The organism is Empedobacter sp. UBA3475 (assembly GCF_002378465.1).
Lineage (GTDB): Bacteria > Bacteroidota > Bacteroidia > Flavobacteriales > Weeksellaceae > Empedobacter > Empedobacter falsenii_B.
Window position 1 is genome coordinate 16,356 of sequence record NZ_DFRA01000065.1, and the last position, 21,084, is coordinate 37,439.

Here is a 21,084-nt window from a genome sequence, read left to right on the forward strand (position 1 = left end):
GAGAATATAAAGCAAAAAATCCCTCCAATTGAAGGGATTTTTTGCTTTATAAATTTTTCTTTCTGATGAAGATAAAATAATTTAATCCTAATAAAACAATAATATAAATAAGATTAACATAATCTAATCGTTCTAAAGAAATAATTTGATTCATTAAATTGTTTAGGGATTGAGGAGAGCTTGAATATGGAATATATTCTGCTGCTTTGTTACTACTGATAACACCACAAAAAACTGTTGTAAAAATTGAAAACCCTATTGGATAAATAAAACTTCTGAAAAATAAACTTAATGCAAATTGTACCATACTTACAGCTAAACATCCAATCCATAATTTTAGAAAAGTATAAAAAGAAATTTCCCTAAAATCAAAATTTTGAAAACCATAATTTGGCGCTATAAATTGCAACAAATATCCACTCAATAAAAAAAGTATATAAGCCAAAATCACCGAAAAATTTACTATAAGCAAGATGTATAAAGCTTTTGCCAAATAAATTTTAGTATGTGAAATAGGTAATGTAAATAGCAACTTATAATTATTGTTTTTATACTCGACATCGCAACAAGAATGTACAAAAACAGCAATCAGAATTGGGAATAACAAATAAAAAAACTGGAAAACATATCGTCCTAATAGAATATACCAAGGATTACTTTCAAAAGGTTCTATTGGCGCTTTATAAATCAAATAGAAAAACACCATAATTACAACAATAGCAGGTATTAACAAAACGCCAAAAATTTCTTTATTTTTTGATAATTTATATTGTTCGGAAGCAAATGCTTTATGGAATGTATTAGTCATTTTTTGGTTGAATTAAGTTAATAAAAATCTGTTCTAAATTCGCAGTTTCAGACTGAATATCATAGATTTCAATACCATTCTGAATTAGTGAAGTAATTTTTTGATGAAAATCTTTATCGTGTTCAATTTCTAAGTGAATGATATTATTTTCAGCTCTAACGTTTTCTAGAATTGTGGTCGCCTTCTCTGCATTGTTCACTTTTATTGCAACTTTTCGGACTACATTTCCAAGTAATTCTTCTTTTTCGCCTTCGAAAATCATTTTTCCTCCTTCTATGATTCCGATATGTGTTGCAACTCGTTCCAATTCGCTCAAAATATGACTTGACAAGAAAATCGTTTTTCCTTCTTTATTTAATCTCAAAAATAATTCGCGCATTTCATAAATTCCTTGTGCATCCAAACCATTTAGAGGTTCGTCCAAAATCAAAATCTCAGGATCATGAAAAATTGCAATCGCAATTCCTAATCGTTGTTTCATTCCCATCGATAAATCTGAGGTTTTATAATGTGCTGCATACAACAAATCAACCAATTCCAACACTTCACTTATTCGCTCCTCTCCTTTTTTATAAATTACATCCAAATATTTCAGGTTTTCATAAACCGTTAACTTTGTGTAATAACAAGGCGCTTCAATAAGATTTCCTGTCAATGCATGAATTTTGATAGCATCTTGTTTAATACTCAAATCATTCAAGAAAATATTATCATCTTTAGAATTCAATAAACCTAAAAGCAATTTTATCGTTGTCGATTTCCCTGCTCCATTTCTCCCCAAATAACCATAAATACTTCCTTTCGGAACATTAAGATTGACTTGATTTAATATTTGTTTTGATCCGAAACTAAAATTCAAATCTTTTATTTCTATACTTTTCATTATTTGTCTTCATTTAAAGGGGTTGGTACTTGATTCACATCGATGTAAAAAATTCCATCTACAAAATCGCTCCATTTCGCTTTCACATTCATACCTTGATCCATCACAGAAAAATATTCTGTTTTGAGAATAGATTGACTCGGAATTTGACGAAAATCTAAAAAGAAATAAGGTTGATTAAGTTGATGAAACACATTTTCTATCGCGTACTTATTAGGAGTATTTGTAATTTGTTTCAATGGATTGTAAACTCCGTATGAAGTAAACCCAATTGCATAGGATTGATTTTTGTATTTCTCTTTAATGTACTGCCCTAATGGTTTGAAATCGTTTGTATGATATTTATTATAAGCATGCACATTTGCAGTCCACACAATCACTTTCTGATTTGGATAAAGAGAATCCAATTGGTAAATTAAATTATTGGCCATCAAAGAATCGCGGAATTGCATACTTTTCATTGTTCCAGATTTATACTTCAAGTTTTTCTGAATATCATTTTTAATATCATTCAGATATCTTGCATAAATGGTTGTTTCAGCAGTTTTTGGTAATATAGAAATTCGATATTTAATAGAATCTAATTCATTAAAAAACAATTGACGTTCTTCTTTTTTGTAACTTCTTTCAAATACATTTTTTAATTTAAATAACCCTATAAAAAAGATTTCTCTATCCAATAAAGGATAACCTTTTAAATTAATATTATTTCGATTCAAAAATTCCTTCAATAATTTTGATCTATTTAATTTTTCAGTTGAATTAAAATGTTCTAAGAAATTCCCAGAGTATTGTATATCAAAACCTCCTAACGTAATTGGATTTTTTGTTTTCTTCGATTGTAAATAATAATTGTTTAATGGACGTGTTTCCTTATTCTCCCACCAAAAATTAAACATACCCAAACCAGTAATAGAATCTTTTCCAATACCTAAAGTACGTTTTTCCATTTCCTCATTTGTTACCCACATATCATATTGTCCAGCTTCGTACAACACAACATTGTAGCCTAAGTTTTCGTGCAAATATTTTATCAAACGAGCTTTCGCCTTAAAAGTTTGCCCATCTTGATGAACACTTTCTCCAAGAAAAACAATACGATTATCTTTCAAAACTGTTTTAAGAAATTCTAAATCCTGCGTGTTTTTTTCGCTCATCTCAATAGAGTTTATTGGATGTTTATATTGATTTGTTTCAGCAATTATCTTTTCCGTGTCATCATTGATAGTTTTCTTGAAAACAAAAACATTCAACAATACTGCACTGAGTAAAGTCAAAATTGTAAATAGTGTTAATTTCTTCATGAATGATTAGTGTTATTTAAAAATAGTATTTTTCGTATTACATCACGTTTTTATTTTTTCATTTATAATAATATGATTCATAAAAAAATAAAAAGGTTGGTTGAGAATCAAAAAAAATTTAAAACTTCTTTCATAAAACTATATTGTCGCAATTCCGTAACTTTGAGGAACAATAAAAAAACAAACAATGAATAACGATATTCTTAATTTGGAACCAAAAGCAATCTGGAAAAACTTTTCAGCATTAAACTCAGTTCCAAGACCTTCGAAAAAAGAAGAAAAAGTTCGTCAGTTTATCATCAAATTTGGTGAAGACTTAGGTTTACCTGTCGAAACGGACGAAGTAGGAAATGTTTTGATCAAAAAAGCGGCGTATCCAGGAATGGAAGATCGTAAAAAAGTGGTGATGCAATCGCACTTGGATATGGTTTGTCAAAAAAATAATGATGTTACATTCGATTTTGAGACGCAAGGGATTGAAATGTTGATTGAAGACGGAAAATTTGTTACAGCAAATGGAACAACTTTAGGTGCAGATAACGGAATTGGAGTTGCGACAATTATGTCAATTTTAGAATCGAAAGATATTCCTCATCCAGCTATCGAAGCGTTCTTTACAATTGACGAAGAAACTGGAATGACTGGTGCTTTAGGTTTGAAAGCAGGATTTTTATCTGGTAAAATTTTATTGAATTTAGATACAGAAGAAGATGACGAATTAGACATTGGTTGTGCTGGTGGAGTTGATGTAACAGCAACAAAAGCTTACACAGCAGAAGCTACAAACGGAACTGCTTTTACCTTAACATTAAAAGGTTTGAACGGTGGACACTCTGGAATGCAAATTCACGAAGGCTTAGGAAATTCGAACAAATTGATTGCTCGTTTATTAAATGCTGCAACTGAATTTGGCTTACAAATCGCGCATATGGAAGGTGGAAGTTTACGTAACGCTATTCCTCGCGAATCTTGGGCTAAGATTGTGATTCCTTCTGACAAAGTAGATGCTTTCAAAACGTCTTACGAAACTTTACGCGCAGAAATCATCGAAGAATACGAAACGAAAGAACCTAAAATGGTCATTACATTAGAACCAACTGATGCAACTGATGCAATGTCAGCACAAGATTCTAAAGTTTTTGTTCAAACAATTATGGCAGCTTTCAATGGTGTTTACAGAATGAGTCCAGACGTTGAAGGTTTAGTAGAAACGTCTAACAATGTGGCTCGCGTAGAAGTTATTGACGGAAATGCTCGTGTTTTATGTTTAACTCGTTCTTCTATAGAATCAGGTAAAGAAGCATTAGCACAAACATTAAAAGCTGGTTTCGAATTAGGTGGTTTTGAGGTTAAATTCTCAGGATCTTATCCTGGTTGGAAAGCAAATACTCATTCAGAAATTTTAGAATTGATGAAAGGAATTTATGTTTCAAAATTCGGAGAAGAACCAAAAGTTGTGGCATGTCACGCTGGTTTAGAATGTGGAATTATTGGAACAAATTATCCTGGTTTGGATATGATCTCTTTCGGTCCAAATATCTCTGGCGCTCACTCTCCTGACGAAAAAGTAGAAATTGCTTCAGTTCAAAAATTCTGGGATTATTTATTAGATATTTTAAAAGATATTCCAAACGATGGTCCAGTTGATTACAGCTGTGCAAATTCAAAAAATATATAATTTAAGCTGAAAATTTAATCTAAAGACCACTTTTACAAGTGGTCTTTTTTTTTACAATAATACTTTTTAAACAATTCTTTTAATCAAATTAAAAATTTTCTTTAATTCTATATATTTTAGAAAAAATTTCACAAAATCAACCATAAGATTAAAAAACAATTATTTACAATTTTATCGCCTGGTTTTTACTTCATCAAATAAGCATAATCATTTAATAATCTATACTATATTTGTTTAACACGTGATTAAAAATGCTTATTGAAAAATGAATCTTATAACAAAGTACAGTAAAGTTATTGTTTCTGCTCTTGTTGTTCAGGCAACTTTTGCACAAACAAATCCGCCAATAGAAAATCCTTTTACGCATAGTTTAGCAGGTTTCAATTACGGAACGAAAGATGCTCCAGACGGAAACGAATGGGAGTCTCCAATGAATTTATCCTTTAATAAAGAATTACCTAAAAGCTATTTTTTCTCTTTTGAGAATCAAAATCAAGCTATAAAACTTTTACCAGAAAATAGTCCATATTGGATGAATTTGAATGGGACTTGGAAATTTAATTGGGTAAAAACGCCAAACGAAAGACCGAAAAATTTTTACCAAAACAATTTTGATACTTCATCTTGGGATGATGTTCCTGTTCCAATGAGTTGGAATATTTTAGGAATTCAGAAAAATGGAGATTTAAAATATGGTGTTCCAATTTATGTCAATCAAAAAGTTATTTTTCAACACGCTGTAAAAGTTGATGATTGGAGAGGTGGCGTTATGCGAGAGCCAAATAAAGATTGGACAACTTATATTTATAGAAATGAAGTTGGTTCGTATAAACGTACTTTCGATGTTCCTAAAAATTGGGATGGACGCGAAATTTACATCAATTTTGATGGTGTAGATTCGTTTTTCTATATCTGGATTAACGGTGAATATGTAGGTTTTTCTAAAAATTCTAGAAATTTAGCTTCGTTTAATATCACTCCTTATCTAAATAAAAAAGGTGAAAACTCTGTAGCGGTTGAAGTCTATAGAAACTCTGATGCTTCGTTCCTAGAGTCACAAGATATGTTTAGATTGCCAGGTATTTTCCGTACGGTTTCATTAACATCAAAGCCAAAAGTTCAGATTAGGGATTTGGTTGTGATTCCTGATGTAACAAATAATTACAAAGATGGCGAATTGAATATTTCGGCTGATATCAAAAACTTTTCTAATAAAGCTGCAAAAGGTTATAAGATTGCGTATACACTTTATCAAAATAAATTGTACAGCGACGAAACTGAAAAAGTTGCAACGACTGAATATGTAATTAATTCTGATGCAGTTACAATTAATCCTAATTCTTCATCAATTTATAAGCAAACGCTAAAACTGAAAAATGCAAATCTTTGGTCTGCAGAGCGTCCTTATCGTTATACATTGGTTGGAGAATTAAAAGATGTAAAGAACAAAACAATCGAAACTATTTCGACAAATGTTGGATTTCGAAAAGTTGAAATTAAAGATACTAAAGCCGAAGATGACGAATTTGGTTTAGCTGGACGTTATTTCTATGTGAATGGAAAAACAGTCAAATTAAAAGGTGTTAACCGACACGAAACAAATCCTGAAAAAGGAAAAGTTATTTCGCATCAGCAAATGGAGGAAGAAATCAAGATGATGAAACGCGCGAATATTAATCATGTTCGTAATTCTCATTATCCAGACGATCCACATTGGTATTATTTATGTGATAAATATGGAATTTATTTGGAGGACGAAGCGAATGTAGAAAGTCATCAATATTATTATGGAGAAGCGTCTTTATCTCATCCAAAAGAGTGGAAAGATGCGCACGTAGCGCGTAATGTAGAGATGATTCACGCGACTATCAATCATCCTTCTATCGTAATTTGGTCTTTAGGAAACGAAGCTGGACCAGGAAATAATTTCGTTGAAGCGTACAATGCAATCAAAAAAATAGATACTTCTCGTCCAGTTCAATATGAACGAAATAATGCAATTGTGGATATGGGATCTAACCAATATCCGTCTATCAATTGGGTTCGTGGCGCGGTGCAAGGAAATTATAAGTTAAAATATCCTTTCCATATTTCTGAATATGCTCACTCGATGGGGAATGCTGCAGGAAATCTGATTGATTATTGGGAAGCAATGGAATCGACAAACTTCTTTATGGGAGGTGCGATTTGGGATTGGATTGACCAAGCAATGTATTACTATGACAAGGATACAGGCGAAAAATTCTTAGCTTATGGTGGAGATTTTGGAGATAAACCAAATGACGGAACTTTTGTAAACAATGGGTTGGTTTTCGCAAATATGAAAGAAAAACCAGCTTATTGGGAAGTAAAAAAAGTCTACCAAAATGTTGGTGTAAAACCTGCAAATATCTTGAATGGTGAAATCGAAATTTTTAATAAAAATTATTTCATTTCGTTAGAAGATTACACGCCAGAATGGGCTTTGTACGAAGATGGAATAGAAATTGAAAGAAGCACAGCTTTTATTGGTCCAAAGAAAATTATTGGTCCACGCGAAAAACAAATCGTTCGTTTACCAATTAATCAAGCAAAATTAAAACCTACATCAGAATATTTTGTAAAGATTCAATTCAAGCTAAATAAGGATCAATTGTGGGCGAAAAAAGATTTTGTTCAAATGGAAGAACAAATTTTTGTGAAAGCTGCAGATCAATTTCCATCAATCGAAGAAGTTCAAAAATCGAATCAAGTTACAGTAACGGATAACGAGAAAATCAAAACGATTAATGGAAAAAATTTCTCGGTAAAATTTGATAATCAAACAGGAACAATTTATAGTTTAAATTATAATAATCAAACGATTATTAAAGATGGCGAAGGTCCAAAATTAGATGCTTTCCGTGCGCCAATGGATAATGACAACTGGGCTTATCAACAATGGTTTCAAAAAGGATTACATAATTTAAAACATCATGTTTTATCTTCAACTTCTTACACAAGAAAAGATGGCGCAATTGTATTGTCTTATGTTGTAGAATCGCAAGCGCCAAATAGCGCGTCACTTTTGGGTGGAAATTCAGGAAAATTCAAATTAGAAGAACATCCAGATCAAAAATTTGGTGAAAATTATTTCAAATTCACTTCAAATCAAGTTTGGACAATTTATGCAGATGGTTCTATCGAATTATCATCAAGTATCACTTCAAATGACGAAACTCTTGCTTTGGCTCGTTTGGGTTATGAATTGAAATTACCAGAAAATTTGAGCAATTACAACTATTATGGACGTGGACCTATTAATAATTACGCCGATCGTAAAACTGCTCAAAATATCGAATTACACAAAAGTACAGTAAAAGACCAGTTTGTGAATTGGACGAATCCACAAAGTATGAGTAATAACGAAGATGTTAGATGGAGTTCTTTGACGGATAATTTAGGAAATGGAGTTGTTTTTGTGAGCAAAGATTTGATGTCAACTTCTGTTTTGCCTTGGAGCGAATTAGAATTAACCTTGGCTTCGCATCCGCACAAATTGCCAAAAAGTAACGGAACGTATATGCATTTAGATGCTGGTGTCACAGGGCTTGGAGGAAATAGTTGTGGGCAAGGACCGCCATTGGAGCAAGATCGTGTAAAACCAAATGCAACGACTTTCGGTTTTATTATTCGTCCTATTCAAAATAACAATTATTCAACGCAAGCAAAAGTAAAAGGAGCTGGAGATTCGCCACTTCTAATTACGCGAAATAAAATTGGAGAAGTTACAATTTTGAGCCAAAATCAAAACGCAGATTTGTATTACAAAATCGGAAATGGAAAAGAGACTAAGTATACAGAACCTTTCAAATTGAGAGATGCGAATACAATTTTGACATGGGATAAAAATAATCCGAACATTAAAGTTTCTTCGAAATTTACTAAAATAGAAACTATTCCGTTACAAGTTGTTTTTGCTTCGAGCCAAGAAACTGGAGAAGGAGACGCTGCAAATCTTGTTGATGGTAATCCAAGTTCTATTTGGCATACCATGTATTCTGTAACCGTTGCACAGTATCCTCATTGGGTAGATTTTGATGCGGCAGATTTCAAAATGATCAAAGGATTTACATATTTGCCTCGACAAGATGGAGCGAATGGAAATATAAAAGATTATAGAATTCAGATTAGTTTAGATGGTAAAAATTGGAGTAACACTATCAAAGAAGGTTCTTTCGAGAAAAACACTAAACTGCAAACAATTTTGTTCGACAAACCAATTCGTGGAAGATATATCCGTTTCACAGCTTTAAGTTCTCAAAATGGACAAGATTACGCTGCTGGAGCCGAATTTGGAGTTTTAGTTAACTAACATTTTTACTCATAGTATTTTCAAAAGGAATTCATATCATGCAAATGGTATGAATTTCTTATTTTTATACCTCACATCAACTTAATATCACACCAAAATGTCATCAAATCGATATCCTCAACGCATTGTTTGCTTAACCGAAGAAGGAACCGAAATTCTGTATAACATTAACGAACAACATCGTTTAGTAGGAATTAGTGGTTTTACGTATCGTCCGCCACAAGCGCGAAAAGAAAAACCTAAAGTTTCTACTTTTTTAGATGCAAAATTTGAAGATATTATCAATTTGAAGCCAGATTTGGTTGTAGGATATTCGGATTTGCAAGCTGATATTGCTGCAGAATTAATTAGAAGAGGAATTAATGTTTTTATTTTTAATCACCGAACAGTTGACGAAATTTTAAACATGATTTTACAATTTACGTCATTGATTGGTTGCCAAGAAAAAGGCTTGAAATTAGTCGAATCTTACGAAAAGAAACTTGACGAAGTAAAACAACAAGCTACTCTCCTTCCCTATCATCCAACGTTTTTTTTTGAAGAATGGGACGAACCAATTATTTCGGGAAGTGCTTGGGTAAATGATTTGATAGAAATTGCTGGTGGAGAATTAGCTTTCCCAGAACTCAAAAATAAAGCTTTGGCAAAAGATAGAATTTTGTTAGACGAACAAGTAATAGAACGAAATCCTGAAATTATTATCGGTTCTTGGTGTGGTAAAATGTTCAAACCCGAAAAAGTAAAACAACGAAATGGTTTTGAAAATGTAAAAGCTGTTCAACAAAATCAGTTATACGAAATAAAATCTGAACTGATTTTACAACCTGGTCCTGCTGCTTTAACCGATGGTTTGGATAAAATTGTAGAGATTATAAAAAGTTATACGTTTTAGGTAGTAAGTTTTAAGTAGAAAAAATGCCTTAAATCTATGACGTAAAGAAAATGGATGAATGAAACGTAAAAGAATTTAGCCCGTAGGGTTTTTAAATTCTTTAGTGAAATGAAAACATTTTTAGTCAAATAGATTTACAGCAAAGCGTTTTTTGTTTCGTTTTTTTCGCTAAAAAAATGAAAAGAAATATTCGTTTTAAAATAAAAAAATCCCGCTGAAAGCGGGATTTAGTTTATTGTATAATATTGACTTCTCGAACCAATGTTACGCCATATTTGGCTTTTACATCTTCTATAATTCGCTCAGATAAATCATATATTTCACGTCCAGTTGCATTGCCATAATTCACTAAAACTAAAGCTTGTTTATCGTGAACTCCTGCATCACCAAAACGTTTTCCTTTCCAACCTGCATGTTCTATCAACCAACCTGCGGCTAATTTCACTCCTGAATCAGTTTTGTAATGAGAAATTTCTGGGTGAAGTTTTTCAATTTCAGCAAATTCTTCATTCGAAATAACAGGATTTTTAAAGAAACTTCCTGAATTCCCAATCTGTGAAGGATCTGGTAATTTACTTTGACGAATTTTGATCACAGCTGCACTAATTTCTTGAATCGTTGGATCAAAAATTTGTTCCTTTTCCAATTCAGATTTTATTGCCCCGTAATCCACATGAAGTTTGTGATTTTTCTTCGTCAACTTAAATGTAACCGCTACCAAAACATATTGTCCTTTCAATTCATTTTTGAAAACAGATTCGCGGTAACCAAAATGACATTCTTCATTTGTAAAAGTACGTTCATCACCCGTTTCCAGAACTAATGTCTGAACTTCTTCGATATAATCTTTTACCTCTACGCCATACGCACCAATATTTTGCATCGGTGCAGTACCAACATTTCCAGGAATCAACGAAAGATTTTCTAATCCTCCGAAATCATTTTGCAACGTCCATTCAACAAAGTTGTGCCAATTCTCGCTTCCTTGCGCTTTTACATACACAAAATCATCATCTTCATTGATAATTTCGATTCCTTTCAAATTCAATTTTAACACAATTCCTGGAAAATCATCTACAAAAAGCATATTACTTCCTCCACCAATAAATAAAATCGGTAAATCTTTTTGACGACGAAAAACCAACACTTTTCGCAAATCTTGAATAGTCGCAACATCAGCAAAATATTTTGCTTTCGCTTCTATTCCGAATGTGTTATATAATTTTAATGAATAATTTTCTATGATATCCATTTTCAATTTTTATTTATAATTATGATGAAAAGCTGAAATAAATTCAACTTATTGAACATTCTAAAATTATCTAATTGTTCCTGGATATTGTTCTAAAGCTTCTTTCAAGATTTCAACAGAACGAACCAAATCTTCTTCTTTCAGAACATAAGCCAAACGAACTTCTTGAATTCCTGAATTTGGAGTTGAATAAAATCCTGCTCCTGGAGCCAACATTACTGTTTCTCCGTTTGACGAAAAAGATTCTAATAACCAAATTGCAAATTTCTCTGCGCTATCTACTGGTAATTGAATCATACAATAGAAAGCCCCTTTTGGATTTGGGCAAACCACTCCCGGAATTTGCTGTAAACCTGCAACTAATGTATTGCGACGTTTTAAATATTCTGTACGACAATCTTCGAAATAAGTTCCAACATTTCTGTGGGCTAAAGTTGCAATGTATTGAGAAATTTCAACAGGACTTAAACGCGCTTGTGCATATAACATCGCAGCTTTTAAGAATTTCTCGTTACGTGTAATCAAAGCTCCAGAACGCGCTCCACATAAGGAAAAACGTTTCGATTCTGAATCAATTACAATTGCATTATCTTTTAATTCAGGAAAACTTAAAACAGATGTAAATTCTTCTTCTGTATATAAATATTCAGCATAAACTTCATCCGCAATTAAATAGATATCATGTTTAAGAACTAATTCTTTCAATTGATTTAATTCTTCTTTCGAATATACATATCCAGTTGGGTTTCCAGGATTACAAATTAAAATTGCACGTGTTTTATCCGTAATTTTTTTCGCAAACTCCTCAACAGATGGTAAAGCAAAATTATTTTCGATTGTAGATGGAACAGGAACAATATTTACATCATTTTCACATGTAAATCCGTTATAATTTGCATAAAAAGGTTCTGGAATAATAATTTCATCACCTGGATTTGCAATAATTCCGAAAATAAATAATAAAGCTTCAGAACCTCCTAATGTTGCAATAAAATTCTCTGGCGTTAATTCAATTCCACGATTTGTAAAATAATCTGCCAAAGCTTGGCGATATTCCAACGTTCCTTCTGAGTGCGTATAAGAAATAATGTTTGAAGGAAAATTTTTCAATCCTTCTAAAACAGCTTTTGGTGACTCAATATCAGGTTGTCCAATATTTAAGTGATAAACTTTCGTTCCTCTTTTTTTCGCTGCATCTGCGTATGGCACCAACTTTCTGATTGGAGAAGCTGGCATATTTTGTGATTTTTCAGATAATATTAACATTTATTGTAATTTTTTAAATTTGATTTGAATTCTTTGGTATTGTTTTTGTAATTTTAAAGTGTAAATATAAAAAACGTTTAATCTCAAAAAAAACTTTATTATGAGTAAATTAAATAATGCAACTAAATTATTAGCAGGTTTAGCAATCGGAACAGCAATCGGAGCAGTAGTAGGTTTATTATATGCACCAGAATCAGGGAAAGACACTCGCAAAAAATTAAAAAAAGAAGCTGACAAATACAAAAAAGAGTTAGACAAATACGCAAATGATTTTTCTGATAAAGCGAAAAAAACGAAAAAAGAATTAGAAGCTAAACTAGATGAAGTAAAATCAAAATTAGTTGAGCAAAAAGATGAGTTTGTTTCTAAAGCAAAAGAAGCTGGAAAAGATTTAAAATCTAAAGCAAACCAAACAAAAGAAGATTTAAAAGACGAGTTTCAAGAAAACGTAGGAGTTTAATTTCTTCGAAACACAACATTCCTTAAAATTTATAATTAACTTTGTCTTAAATAAATCAATTTTATGTTTAATGAACTAAAAGTTTATATTAATAATAGAATAACTTTAGCAAAATATGATCTCGTAGATTCGCTGAGCAACATGCTGGCGAGCGGTATTTATATATTAATTATTGCTGTATTTTCTTTGTTTATATTATTATTAGGAAGTTTAGCATTAGGATTTATTTTAGGAGGTTATTTTAATGATATAGGATTAGGTTTTCTTACTGTAACTGGAATTTATTTCTTAATGATGGTTCTTTCTATTTTATTTAGAAAGAAATTAAAACTTTTCTTGACAAATATTGCCGTAGAAAACGCTATGGAAGCCATGTCTAACCACGATGATGAAGACGACGATGAAGAATAAAGAACAAATATCTGCGATAAAAAATTTAGACGATTTGCGAATGGCAAAGCGTAAACTAAAATTGCAAATGAAAGTTGCTGAAAATAAGCACGATAATTCATTTGTAAACAAAGCAGTAAGTCTTGTAACAAATTTAAAATCTGATACAAGTTTCACTTCTTCTAAAGTTGAAAGCGCATTAAATTGGGTTGGAGATAAAGCTTCAAAAAAATATCCAATGAAAGGGATTACAAAAATTGTAATATCTGGATTGATTATGATAGCGGTTCCAATCATTACGAGTAAAATTCAGGAATACATAGAAGAAAAATTATAAAATTATTTGATAATAAAAAGACCACTTCGTTTGAAGTGGTTTTTTTGTGTGTGTTAATTTTAAGCTCGACTAATATTTTTCGTGAAAATATTCGTTTGGTATAATCGTTTTATTCTTTTTATCGATAGCTTCTTGATTTCGCAATTCCACACGACGTATTTTTCCTGAAATTGTTTTTGGTAAACTCTCCACAAACTGTACAATACGCGGTATTTTATAACGTGCTAAATGCTCTTCTGTATATCTAAAAATATCTTTCGCTAATTCTTCCGACGCTTTATGACCAGGCGCTAAAATCACAAAAGCTTTTACAGCATTACTGCGTAAATCGTGCGGACTAGCGACAACTGCAGCTTCCATAATTGCATCATGCTCCAACAAAACACTTTCTACTTCAAATGGTCCTACACGGAAATCAGACGCTTTTATCACATCATCATCACGCCCAACAAACCAAACATAGCCGTCTTCGTCCTTATAAGCTTTGTCTCCAGTATAATATAATCCATGTTTGAAAACTTTCATCATTTTATCTTTCTGAATCAAATAAGTTTTGAAAATTCCATTGATGGTTTCTTCATTATGCACAACACAAATATTTCCTTCTTCGCAATCTTGCACAATATTTCCATCATCATCTGCAATCACAATATCATACAAAAATGCAGGTTTACCCATCGATCCGTATTTAATCTTCTCATTTGGCAAATTCGCTATCATGGCAGTAGATTCTGATTGTCCGTAACCATCACGAATCGTAATTCCTGTGCCTTCTTTCCAAACATCAATAATTTCAGGATTAAGAGGTTCACCAGCTGCAACACATTGACGAAGTTTGAAATCATAACTTTTCAAATCTTCTAAAATAAATACACGTAAAGCTGTTGGCGGCGCGCAAAAGGTTGTTACACCCAAATCTTGAATAGTTTGTAATTGTTCTTTCGGAACAAATTTATCTGCATGATAACCCAAAATTGTCGCACCCATATTCCACGGAGCAAAGAAACTACTCCAAAAAAATTTCGCCCAACCTGGTTGAGAAATATTGTAATGCAAATCGCCTTTTTTCATTCCTACCCAAGAAGATGTCGTGAAACCTCCAAGCGGATAAGTGTAATGCGAATGCACCACAACTTTCGGCATTCCTGTCGTTCCTGAAGTAAAGAAATAGAATAAATCATCGTCAGGATTTGTATCTGCAGCCTCAGCTTGTGTAGATTCTTTCCATAACTCATTGATATTTGTCCAACCTTCTCTCTCGCCTTCTGTAATTAATTTTACCTTGATCTTTTTATCAAATTTTGCTTCTGCTTCATCTATTTTCGATGCATTTGCTTGATCTGCTAAAGCAACTTCTGGAAAAGAAGACTCGAATCTAAATGTTAAATCTCTTGCTTCTAAGGTTGTTGCGGCTGGAATAATAATTAATCCGCCTTTGATAGAAGCCAAATAACCAATCCAAGTAATCGGTAATAATGGAACTTGAGAAAACATTTTGTCTCCTTGTACAATTCCTTTGTTTCTTAAATAGTTTAAAAATTGATTGTATTTATCAGCTAAATCCTGAAAAGTATAATTATCTCGTTCTTCATTATACTTCCAAATTAAACCTTTTTGAGTTCCTAATTGAGCGACATTATAAAGCTCAAAAATATCCTTCACCCAATTGAATTTTTCTGGCTTAAAAATTTTAATTTCTTTTAATTGCGTATAATTCTCTTTTTCGATGGATAATCGAATAGAGTTAAACAATTCTTGTACTGTCATTTATTTGTGGTTTTGAATAAATATAGAAAAATTATTTATTTAAACAGAAGTTTTATGAATAAAAAAAAGGATGATTTCTTAAAATCATCCTTTTTTTTATTATTTATTGAGAATATATTAATCTCTACCTCTTCTCGAGTTTCCTGTTCTGTTACGATCTCCACCGCGGTAACCACCACGATCTCCACCTCTTGAATCTCTTGAATCACGGTCACGATCTCCACCACGGAATCCACCTCTGTCTCCTCCGCGATCACGATCTCCACCACGATAACCTCCACTTCTTTCACGGTCATTATCACGACGGCTGTTGAAACCACGTCCGCGAGAATCTCCTCTATCATTACGACGACGATCTCCACCACGACGCTCACCATCACCACGTCTTGGTTCTGGTTTAGAGATTTGAACATCTAAATCTACACCATCACGTTGTGCATCTTTGAAAGATTCTAACACTAATGATTCGAATTGTGTATCAACTTCAAAGAAAGAGAAATTACGTAAAATTTCAATTTTTCCGATTTCGATGTTACGGTTACGAGTTTGCTCGTTGATTAAACCAATTAAGTTTGGAACACGTAAGTTGTGTTTTTGACCAATATTGATAAAGAAACGAGAGAAATCACGACCTCCACGACGGTTAGAAGAACGATCTCCTCTATCACCACGATCTCCTTCAGAAGAAATATCTTTCGTGTTTTTGTAATATTCTAAGAAAGAATTGAACTCAACTGTCATGAAACGTTTTAATAAATCGTCACGATCTAAGTTCGCCAATTTTTCATTTACAGTTTCCATGTAAGGCTCGATTAATTCTTCATCAACTTCGATATTTTCGATTTTATCGATTAAAGAAATTAAACGTTTTTCACAGATTTCGGCTCCAGTTGGTACATTTTTAGGCTCGATTTTAGAAGCAATTAATTTTTCTAAATCTCTAATTTTACGCGCTTCACGTCCTCCTGAAATAATGATAGAAATTCCTTTGTTACCCGCACGTCCTGTACGTCCTGAACGGTGTACATAAACTTCTGGATCATCTGGTAAATTGAAGTTGATTACGTGAGTCAACTCATTTACGTCAATACCACGAGCAGCAACGTCTGTTGCAACAAGGATTTGAATATTTTGGTTACGGAATTTCTCCATCACGTGATCACGTTGTGATTGTGATAAATCTCCATGTAATGCGTCTGCATTGTAACCATCTTGCATCAATTTATCTGCTACGTCTTTCGCTTCGCGACGAGTTCTACAGAAAACGATACCATAAATATTTGGGTAATAATCGGCCAAACGTTTTAAAGCTAAGTAACGATCAGAAGAACGTACTAAGTAAACGTGATGCTCGATATTTTTTGATGCAGTATTTACTTTACTTACAGCAATCTCAACTGGATTGTGCATATATTCTGAAGCGATACGACGAACCTCTGAAGGCATTGTAGCTGAGAATAATAAAGTTTGTTTTTCTTCTGGAGTTGTTTCTAAGATAGAATCAATTTCGTCACGGAATCCCATGTTCAACATCTCATCAGCCTCATCTAAAACTGTCCAAGTGATGTCATTAATTTTTAATGCGCCACGTTTGATTAAGTCCATTGTACGACCTGGCGTTCCTACAACGATTTGCGGATTATCTTTTAATCCTCTAATTTGTTTAACGATGTCAGCACCACCGTAAACTGCCTGTACACGTACTCCACGCATATCTGCAGAAAAAGATTCTAATTCTTTTGCAATTTGTAAACATAATTCACGAGTAGGACACAAAATAATTGCTTGTACTGATTTTGAATTGCTGTCTAATTGATTTAAAACCGGAAGCCCGAATGCTGCAGTTTTTCCTGTACCTGTTTGCGCCAATGCAATAACATCTTGATCTGATGAAAGGATTTGAGGAATAGCTTTTTCTTGGATTGGAGATGGGTTAACGAAGCCCATTTTCTCAATTGCAGTTAGGATTTCTTCTTGAAGTCCTAATTCTTTGAATGTAATCATGTTAGATACGATACCGAGATAATGAAATTCATTTATATTTCATATCACGGTTTTATTTTAAATTATTTAACCAACAGATATGAAAGAATAAAATTAAATGGCTGAGCAGCCTAAAAAATCCCTAAATGAATATTCTTTAACATCCGTACCTTAACTCTAAAAGGCTGTGCAAATGTAAGGATTATTTTTGAAATACACAACACACATTCATAATCCTTACAATTAATACACATAATATTATTTTACTGATAATAAATAAGTTACTAACAATCTGCAATATTTACAGCAACTGCCAAACCTCCTTCAGAAGTTTCTTTGTATTTATTATTCATATCTTTTGCAGTTTCCCACATCGTATTCACAACTTTATCTAACGGAACTTTCGCAGTCAACGGATCTGTATCCAGTGCTAATTCTGCTGCATTTATCGCTTTAATCGCTCCCATTGTGTTACGCTCGATACAAGGAATTTGTACCAAACCACCAATCGGGTCGCATGTTAAACCTAAATGATGTTCCATTGCAATTTCGGCAGCCATTGTTACTTGCGCAGGAGTTCCTCCCATTAATTCGCATAATGCAGCTGCAGCCATAGCTGAAGATACGCCGATCTCAGCTTGACAACCTCCCATTGCCGCAGAAATAGTTGCTCCTTTCTTAAAAATAGAACCAATAACTCCTGCTGTTGTTAAGAATTGTTCAATCTCTTTTTGACCAGCTTTATGATTTTCGATCACCAAATAATACATCAAAACTGCTGGAATAACTCCTGCACTTCCATTTGTTGGCGCTGTTACAACTCTACCTAACGAAGCATTTACTTCATTAACAGCAAGAGCAAAACAACTCACCCATTTCAAGATTTGACGAAAATATACTTTGGTTTTTCGGATTGATGCAATCCATTCTTGTGAATTAGAATAAGGTGTTGCTCCAACCAAATTTTTGTGCATATCGTAAGCACGACGTTTCACGTTCAATCCGCCTGGTAAAATACCTTCTGTATGACAACCAATGTACATACACTCTAACATAGTATTCCAAACACGCATTAATTCGTGGTGAATTTCATCTTCAGTTCGAATTGTTTTTTCATTCTCGAACATAATTTCAGAAATCGATTTATTTTCTTTCGAACAAAATTCTAATAATTCTGTTGATGTATTAAATAAATATGGAAAAGCACAAGTGACATCTGTATTGGTAGCACTATCATCCTCTTTTGTAATAAATCCTCCCCCTATCGAATAAAACGTAGAAGATAATTCTTCGTTCTCATAGAAAGCTGTAAACATCATTCCATTAGCGTGAAAAGATAAAAACTCACGATTGAAAACGATATCAGTTTCGGGATTAAAATCAATTAAAAATTTATTTCCAAAATTTAATTGTTTATTTGTATTGATTGTATTAATAATATTCGAAATATCATCAACAGGAATATATTCAGGATCAGCACCGCTTAACCCTAACATTACTGCATAATCAGTTGCATGTCCTTTACCCGTAAGCGATAAAGAGCCGTACAAATCTACACGAACTTTTGTAATTTTATTAAAGATAGATGCAGCATCCAATTCTTTCAGAAAAGCTTCTGCAGCGCGCCAAGGACCTAAAGTATGCGAACTTGAAGGACCAACGCCAATTTTGAGCATATCAAATACTGAAATACAATCCATTTTGTACTTTTAATTTATATTTTTTCCACACAAGACAAATATAGCCGTAAAATTCTCATATTCACTTTATTTAAGCAGTTTTTTTATCAACTTAAACAATTAACATGCTTAAAATATTCATATTGAATGATATTAATACAAATAATTCAGCATCAAAAAAAGAGGTCACAACTAATTGTAACCTCTTTTCTATACTTTATTAAGTTTTTATTTAAACTTGTGCCAATATGGATAGATAATCGCTAAACCATAACCTATAAACACAAACAATGTAAACATGGTAAAAAGTGTTCCATCTGCCATAAATTCGGGTTGCATTGCTGCTGACACGAATAACGATATTACAACCATATACACCCCAATTCTTTTATAAGATCTTACTAAAAAGATACCAATTAATGCAATGACTCCTAAAACAAGAGTCGAAATTGGATACCATTTTGGCATTTCTGGTGCGTCTTCGTTCATTATTTGGCGGAACAAATAATCATTTGTCACCAATAATTGATAACCACGATAAAGAATACTCAAAATCAAGAAAACCATTATAAAAATCATTGACTTGAAAAGGAATGATGTTTTGTTTCCTTCGTGTTTCAAATCTTTTGTTTTGGTGTTATCCGACATTAAAACTTTTGTGTCAAAAATATCGTCACGTTCTTGATTTTGTTCTACTTTTTGATCTGTCATAGCTTTATTTTAAAATAAGAAATCATATCCTTTCAAACTCAATTTTTCGTATTTTTCTTCATCAAAACGATACAATTTAGATACTTTACGATGTTGTTTAGGATCTGTTGTATTACCAGTTTCGATAATTAAATTTGAATTAAAGATTTTCTTTCTAAAGTTACGTTTATCCAACTCACGATTCAAGGCTTTTTCATACAAACTTTGCAATTGCGCAATTGTAAACTCATCTCCAAGTAAGTTGAACCCTACTGGACGACGCTTCACACGACGTTTTACACGCTCTTTTGCATATTTTACAATCTCATTGTGATCAAAAGCCAAATCCGGAACACGGTCGTAAGCATACCATTCTCCACCTTGTGTTTTCACTTTTTCCTCTATTTGAGGTGTCAATTTAACCAAAGCGTAATAAGCAACATTTACAACACGTCCTAATGGATTACGAAAAACTTTTGTAAAAGCTTTCAATTGTTCAATATATGTTTGATGCTCATCGTAAGCAATTTTCTCAATCAACAATTCGTGAATTGCTTGATCGTTACTTACCGTTGGCGCAATATATTTTCCTGGCAAAACCAATGCTCCTTTGAAAGGATCGTTTAGTTTTTTATACACCAATATTTTGAGATCTTCTCCATCAAACCCGAAAAGTACGAGACTTGAACATAGAGCGACCTGAAAATATTTTTCTTTTTCTTCGTCTGTCATTTTGTGGGATGATTAATAAATTGAAATTTATTTTTAATGAAAAATTGAATGCATCAATCTATTTTTATCGTTAAAAGATTCTTCTAACGAAATCATAGATTCTGTTCTCAATACATCATCAATTTGATCAATTTTGTAGATAACATCTTTCGCATCAGAAGTATCTCTTGCACGAATTTTACAGAAAATATTATATTTTCCAGACACAACGTGAACCACTGTTACGTTAGGAATTTTATATAATTCATCTATCACTTTCTGAGTTTTGTTTGTTTTTGTAAGTAACAATCCTACATACGCAACAAACTGATAACCCATTTTATCATAATCTGTAATTAGTGTAGTTCCTTTGATGATTCCAGCCTCCTCTAATTTCTTGACACGTACGTGAATAGTACCAGCAGAAACATTCATTTTCTTTGCAATTTCTGTAAATGGCATTCTTGTATTGTCAATCAAATACATCAAAATTTTCTTATCAACATCATCAATTATGTAATTCATTTTCCTAATTTTTGATTATTATTATTATTTTAATAAAAAATCGAATTAATTTTTAGCAAAATTATAAATAAAACAAACAAACTTCAAAATATTTTTTAATGATTTATTTAATATTTTACTTTTGTT

17 protein-coding genes are annotated in these 21,084 nt (G+C 32.4%); 6 read left to right on the top strand and 11 right to left on the bottom strand.

Going from position 1 to position 21,084, the window contains the following annotated elements:
* Nucleotides 1-46: 46 nt before the first annotated feature.
* From B3I31_RS13205 to B3I31_RS13215, 3 genes are read right to left on the bottom strand one after another with little or no spacing between them, the layout of a single operon-like run.
* Nucleotides 47-808 (bottom strand): ABC transporter permease, encoded by a 762-nt coding sequence (locus tag B3I31_RS13205; RefSeq protein WP_291059496.1) that lies wholly within the window; start codon nucleotides 806-808, stop codon nucleotides 47-49.
* Entirely contained in the window at nucleotides 801-1,691 is an 891-nt protein-coding gene (locus B3I31_RS13210) for an ABC transporter ATP-binding protein (RefSeq protein WP_291059498.1), read from the bottom strand. The genes B3I31_RS13205 and B3I31_RS13210 overlap by 8 nt, the downstream gene beginning before the upstream one ends.
* Complete coding sequence (locus tag B3I31_RS13215; RefSeq protein ID WP_291059500.1) at nucleotides 1,691-2,995, bottom strand: erythromycin esterase family protein; 1,305 nt, start codon at nucleotides 2,993-2,995, stop codon at nucleotides 1,691-1,693. Before B3I31_RS13215 ends, B3I31_RS13210 begins: the two co-directional genes overlap by 1 nt.
* Before the next feature lie 187 nt (nucleotides 2,996-3,182).
* Between B3I31_RS13215 and B3I31_RS13220 the strand changes: the two genes are divergently transcribed.
* The 3 genes from B3I31_RS13220 to B3I31_RS13230 all read left to right on the top strand — a co-directional run bounded on the left by B3I31_RS13220 (nucleotide 3,183) and on the right by B3I31_RS13230 (nucleotide 9,898).
* A complete protein-coding gene (locus tag B3I31_RS13220; protein WP_291071518.1) occupies nucleotides 3,183-4,673 on the top strand; it encodes an aminoacyl-histidine dipeptidase in 1,491 nt (496 codons plus the stop codon).
* 265 nt (nucleotides 4,674-4,938) lie between these two features.
* The gene (locus tag B3I31_RS13225; protein WP_291071520.1) at nucleotides 4,939-9,006 is read left to right on the top strand and encodes a glycoside hydrolase family 2 TIM barrel-domain containing protein; all 4,068 of its coding nucleotides are present in this window, start codon (nucleotides 4,939-4,941) and stop codon (nucleotides 9,004-9,006) included.
* A gap of 97 nt (nucleotides 9,007-9,103) precedes the next feature.
* On the top strand, nucleotides 9,104-9,898 hold the full coding sequence (locus tag B3I31_RS13230) for a cobalamin-binding protein (protein WP_286477743.1): 795 nt from the start codon (nucleotides 9,104-9,106) through the stop codon (nucleotides 9,896-9,898).
* A gap of 232 nt (nucleotides 9,899-10,130) precedes the next feature.
* On the opposite strand, the gene murB is transcribed toward B3I31_RS13230, so the two are convergent.
* On the bottom strand, nucleotides 10,131-11,150 hold the full coding sequence (murB, locus tag B3I31_RS13235) for a UDP-N-acetylmuramate dehydrogenase (RefSeq protein ID WP_291088145.1): 1,020 nt from the start codon (nucleotides 11,148-11,150) through the stop codon (nucleotides 10,131-10,133).
* Nucleotides 11,151-11,216: 66 nt separating this feature from the next.
* Nucleotides 11,217-12,416: a pyridoxal phosphate-dependent aminotransferase gene (locus tag B3I31_RS13240; protein WP_291088148.1), complete on the bottom strand. Its 1,200-nt coding sequence runs from the start codon at nucleotides 12,414-12,416 to the stop codon at nucleotides 11,217-11,219.
* A 100-nt stretch (nucleotides 12,417-12,516) separates the two neighbouring features.
* Between B3I31_RS13240 and B3I31_RS13245 the strand changes: the two genes are divergently transcribed.
* The 3 genes from B3I31_RS13245 (at nucleotide 12,517) to B3I31_RS13255 (ending at nucleotide 13,603) form a co-directional block, all read left to right on the top strand.
* Nucleotides 12,517-12,876 carry a YtxH domain-containing protein gene (locus B3I31_RS13245; protein WP_291059508.1) on the top strand — a complete coding sequence of 120 codons (360 nt, stop codon included), beginning with the start codon at nucleotides 12,517-12,519 and terminating at the stop codon, nucleotides 12,874-12,876.
* A 141-nt stretch (nucleotides 12,877-13,017) separates the two neighbouring features.
* On the top strand, nucleotides 13,018-13,287 hold the full coding sequence (locus tag B3I31_RS13250) for a hypothetical protein (protein WP_349676707.1): 270 nt from the start codon (nucleotides 13,018-13,020) through the stop codon (nucleotides 13,285-13,287).
* Nucleotides 13,277-13,603, top strand: coding sequence for a hypothetical protein (locus tag B3I31_RS13255; RefSeq protein ID WP_291059512.1), 327 nt, complete (start codon nucleotides 13,277-13,279; stop codon nucleotides 13,601-13,603). Before B3I31_RS13250 ends, B3I31_RS13255 begins: the two co-directional genes overlap by 11 nt.
* Nucleotides 13,604-13,672: 69 nt before the next feature.
* Here B3I31_RS13255 and B3I31_RS13260 read toward each other — a convergent pair whose 3' ends face one another.
* The 6 genes from B3I31_RS13260 to B3I31_RS13285 form a co-directional block, all read right to left on the bottom strand.
* Nucleotides 13,673-15,370 carry an AMP-binding protein gene (locus B3I31_RS13260; RefSeq protein WP_291059514.1) on the bottom strand — a complete coding sequence of 566 codons (1,698 nt, stop codon included), beginning with the start codon at nucleotides 15,368-15,370 and terminating at the stop codon, nucleotides 13,673-13,675.
* A gap of 117 nt (nucleotides 15,371-15,487) precedes the next feature.
* A complete protein-coding gene (locus B3I31_RS13265) occupies nucleotides 15,488-17,374 on the bottom strand; it encodes a DEAD/DEAH box helicase (protein ID WP_291059516.1) in 1,887 nt (628 codons plus the stop codon).
* Nucleotides 17,375-17,637: 263 nt separating this feature from the next.
* A complete protein-coding gene (locus tag B3I31_RS13270) occupies nucleotides 17,638-19,053 on the bottom strand; it encodes an L-serine ammonia-lyase (RefSeq protein ID WP_125350222.1) in 1,416 nt (471 codons plus the stop codon).
* A 207-nt stretch (nucleotides 19,054-19,260) separates the two neighbouring features.
* Nucleotides 19,261-19,743, bottom strand: a complete 483-nt coding sequence (locus B3I31_RS13275; RefSeq protein WP_291059518.1) for a hypothetical protein — start codon at nucleotides 19,741-19,743, stop codon at nucleotides 19,261-19,263.
* Between the two features lie 9 nt (nucleotides 19,744-19,752).
* A complete protein-coding gene (locus tag B3I31_RS13280) occupies nucleotides 19,753-20,454 on the bottom strand; it encodes an NUDIX hydrolase (protein ID WP_038336322.1) in 702 nt (233 codons plus the stop codon).
* A 33-nt stretch (nucleotides 20,455-20,487) separates the two neighbouring features.
* Nucleotides 20,488-20,958 (bottom strand): Lrp/AsnC family transcriptional regulator, encoded by a 471-nt coding sequence (locus tag B3I31_RS13285; protein ID WP_038336320.1) that lies wholly within the window; start codon nucleotides 20,956-20,958, stop codon nucleotides 20,488-20,490.
* Nucleotides 20,959-21,084: the final 126 nt, after the last annotated feature.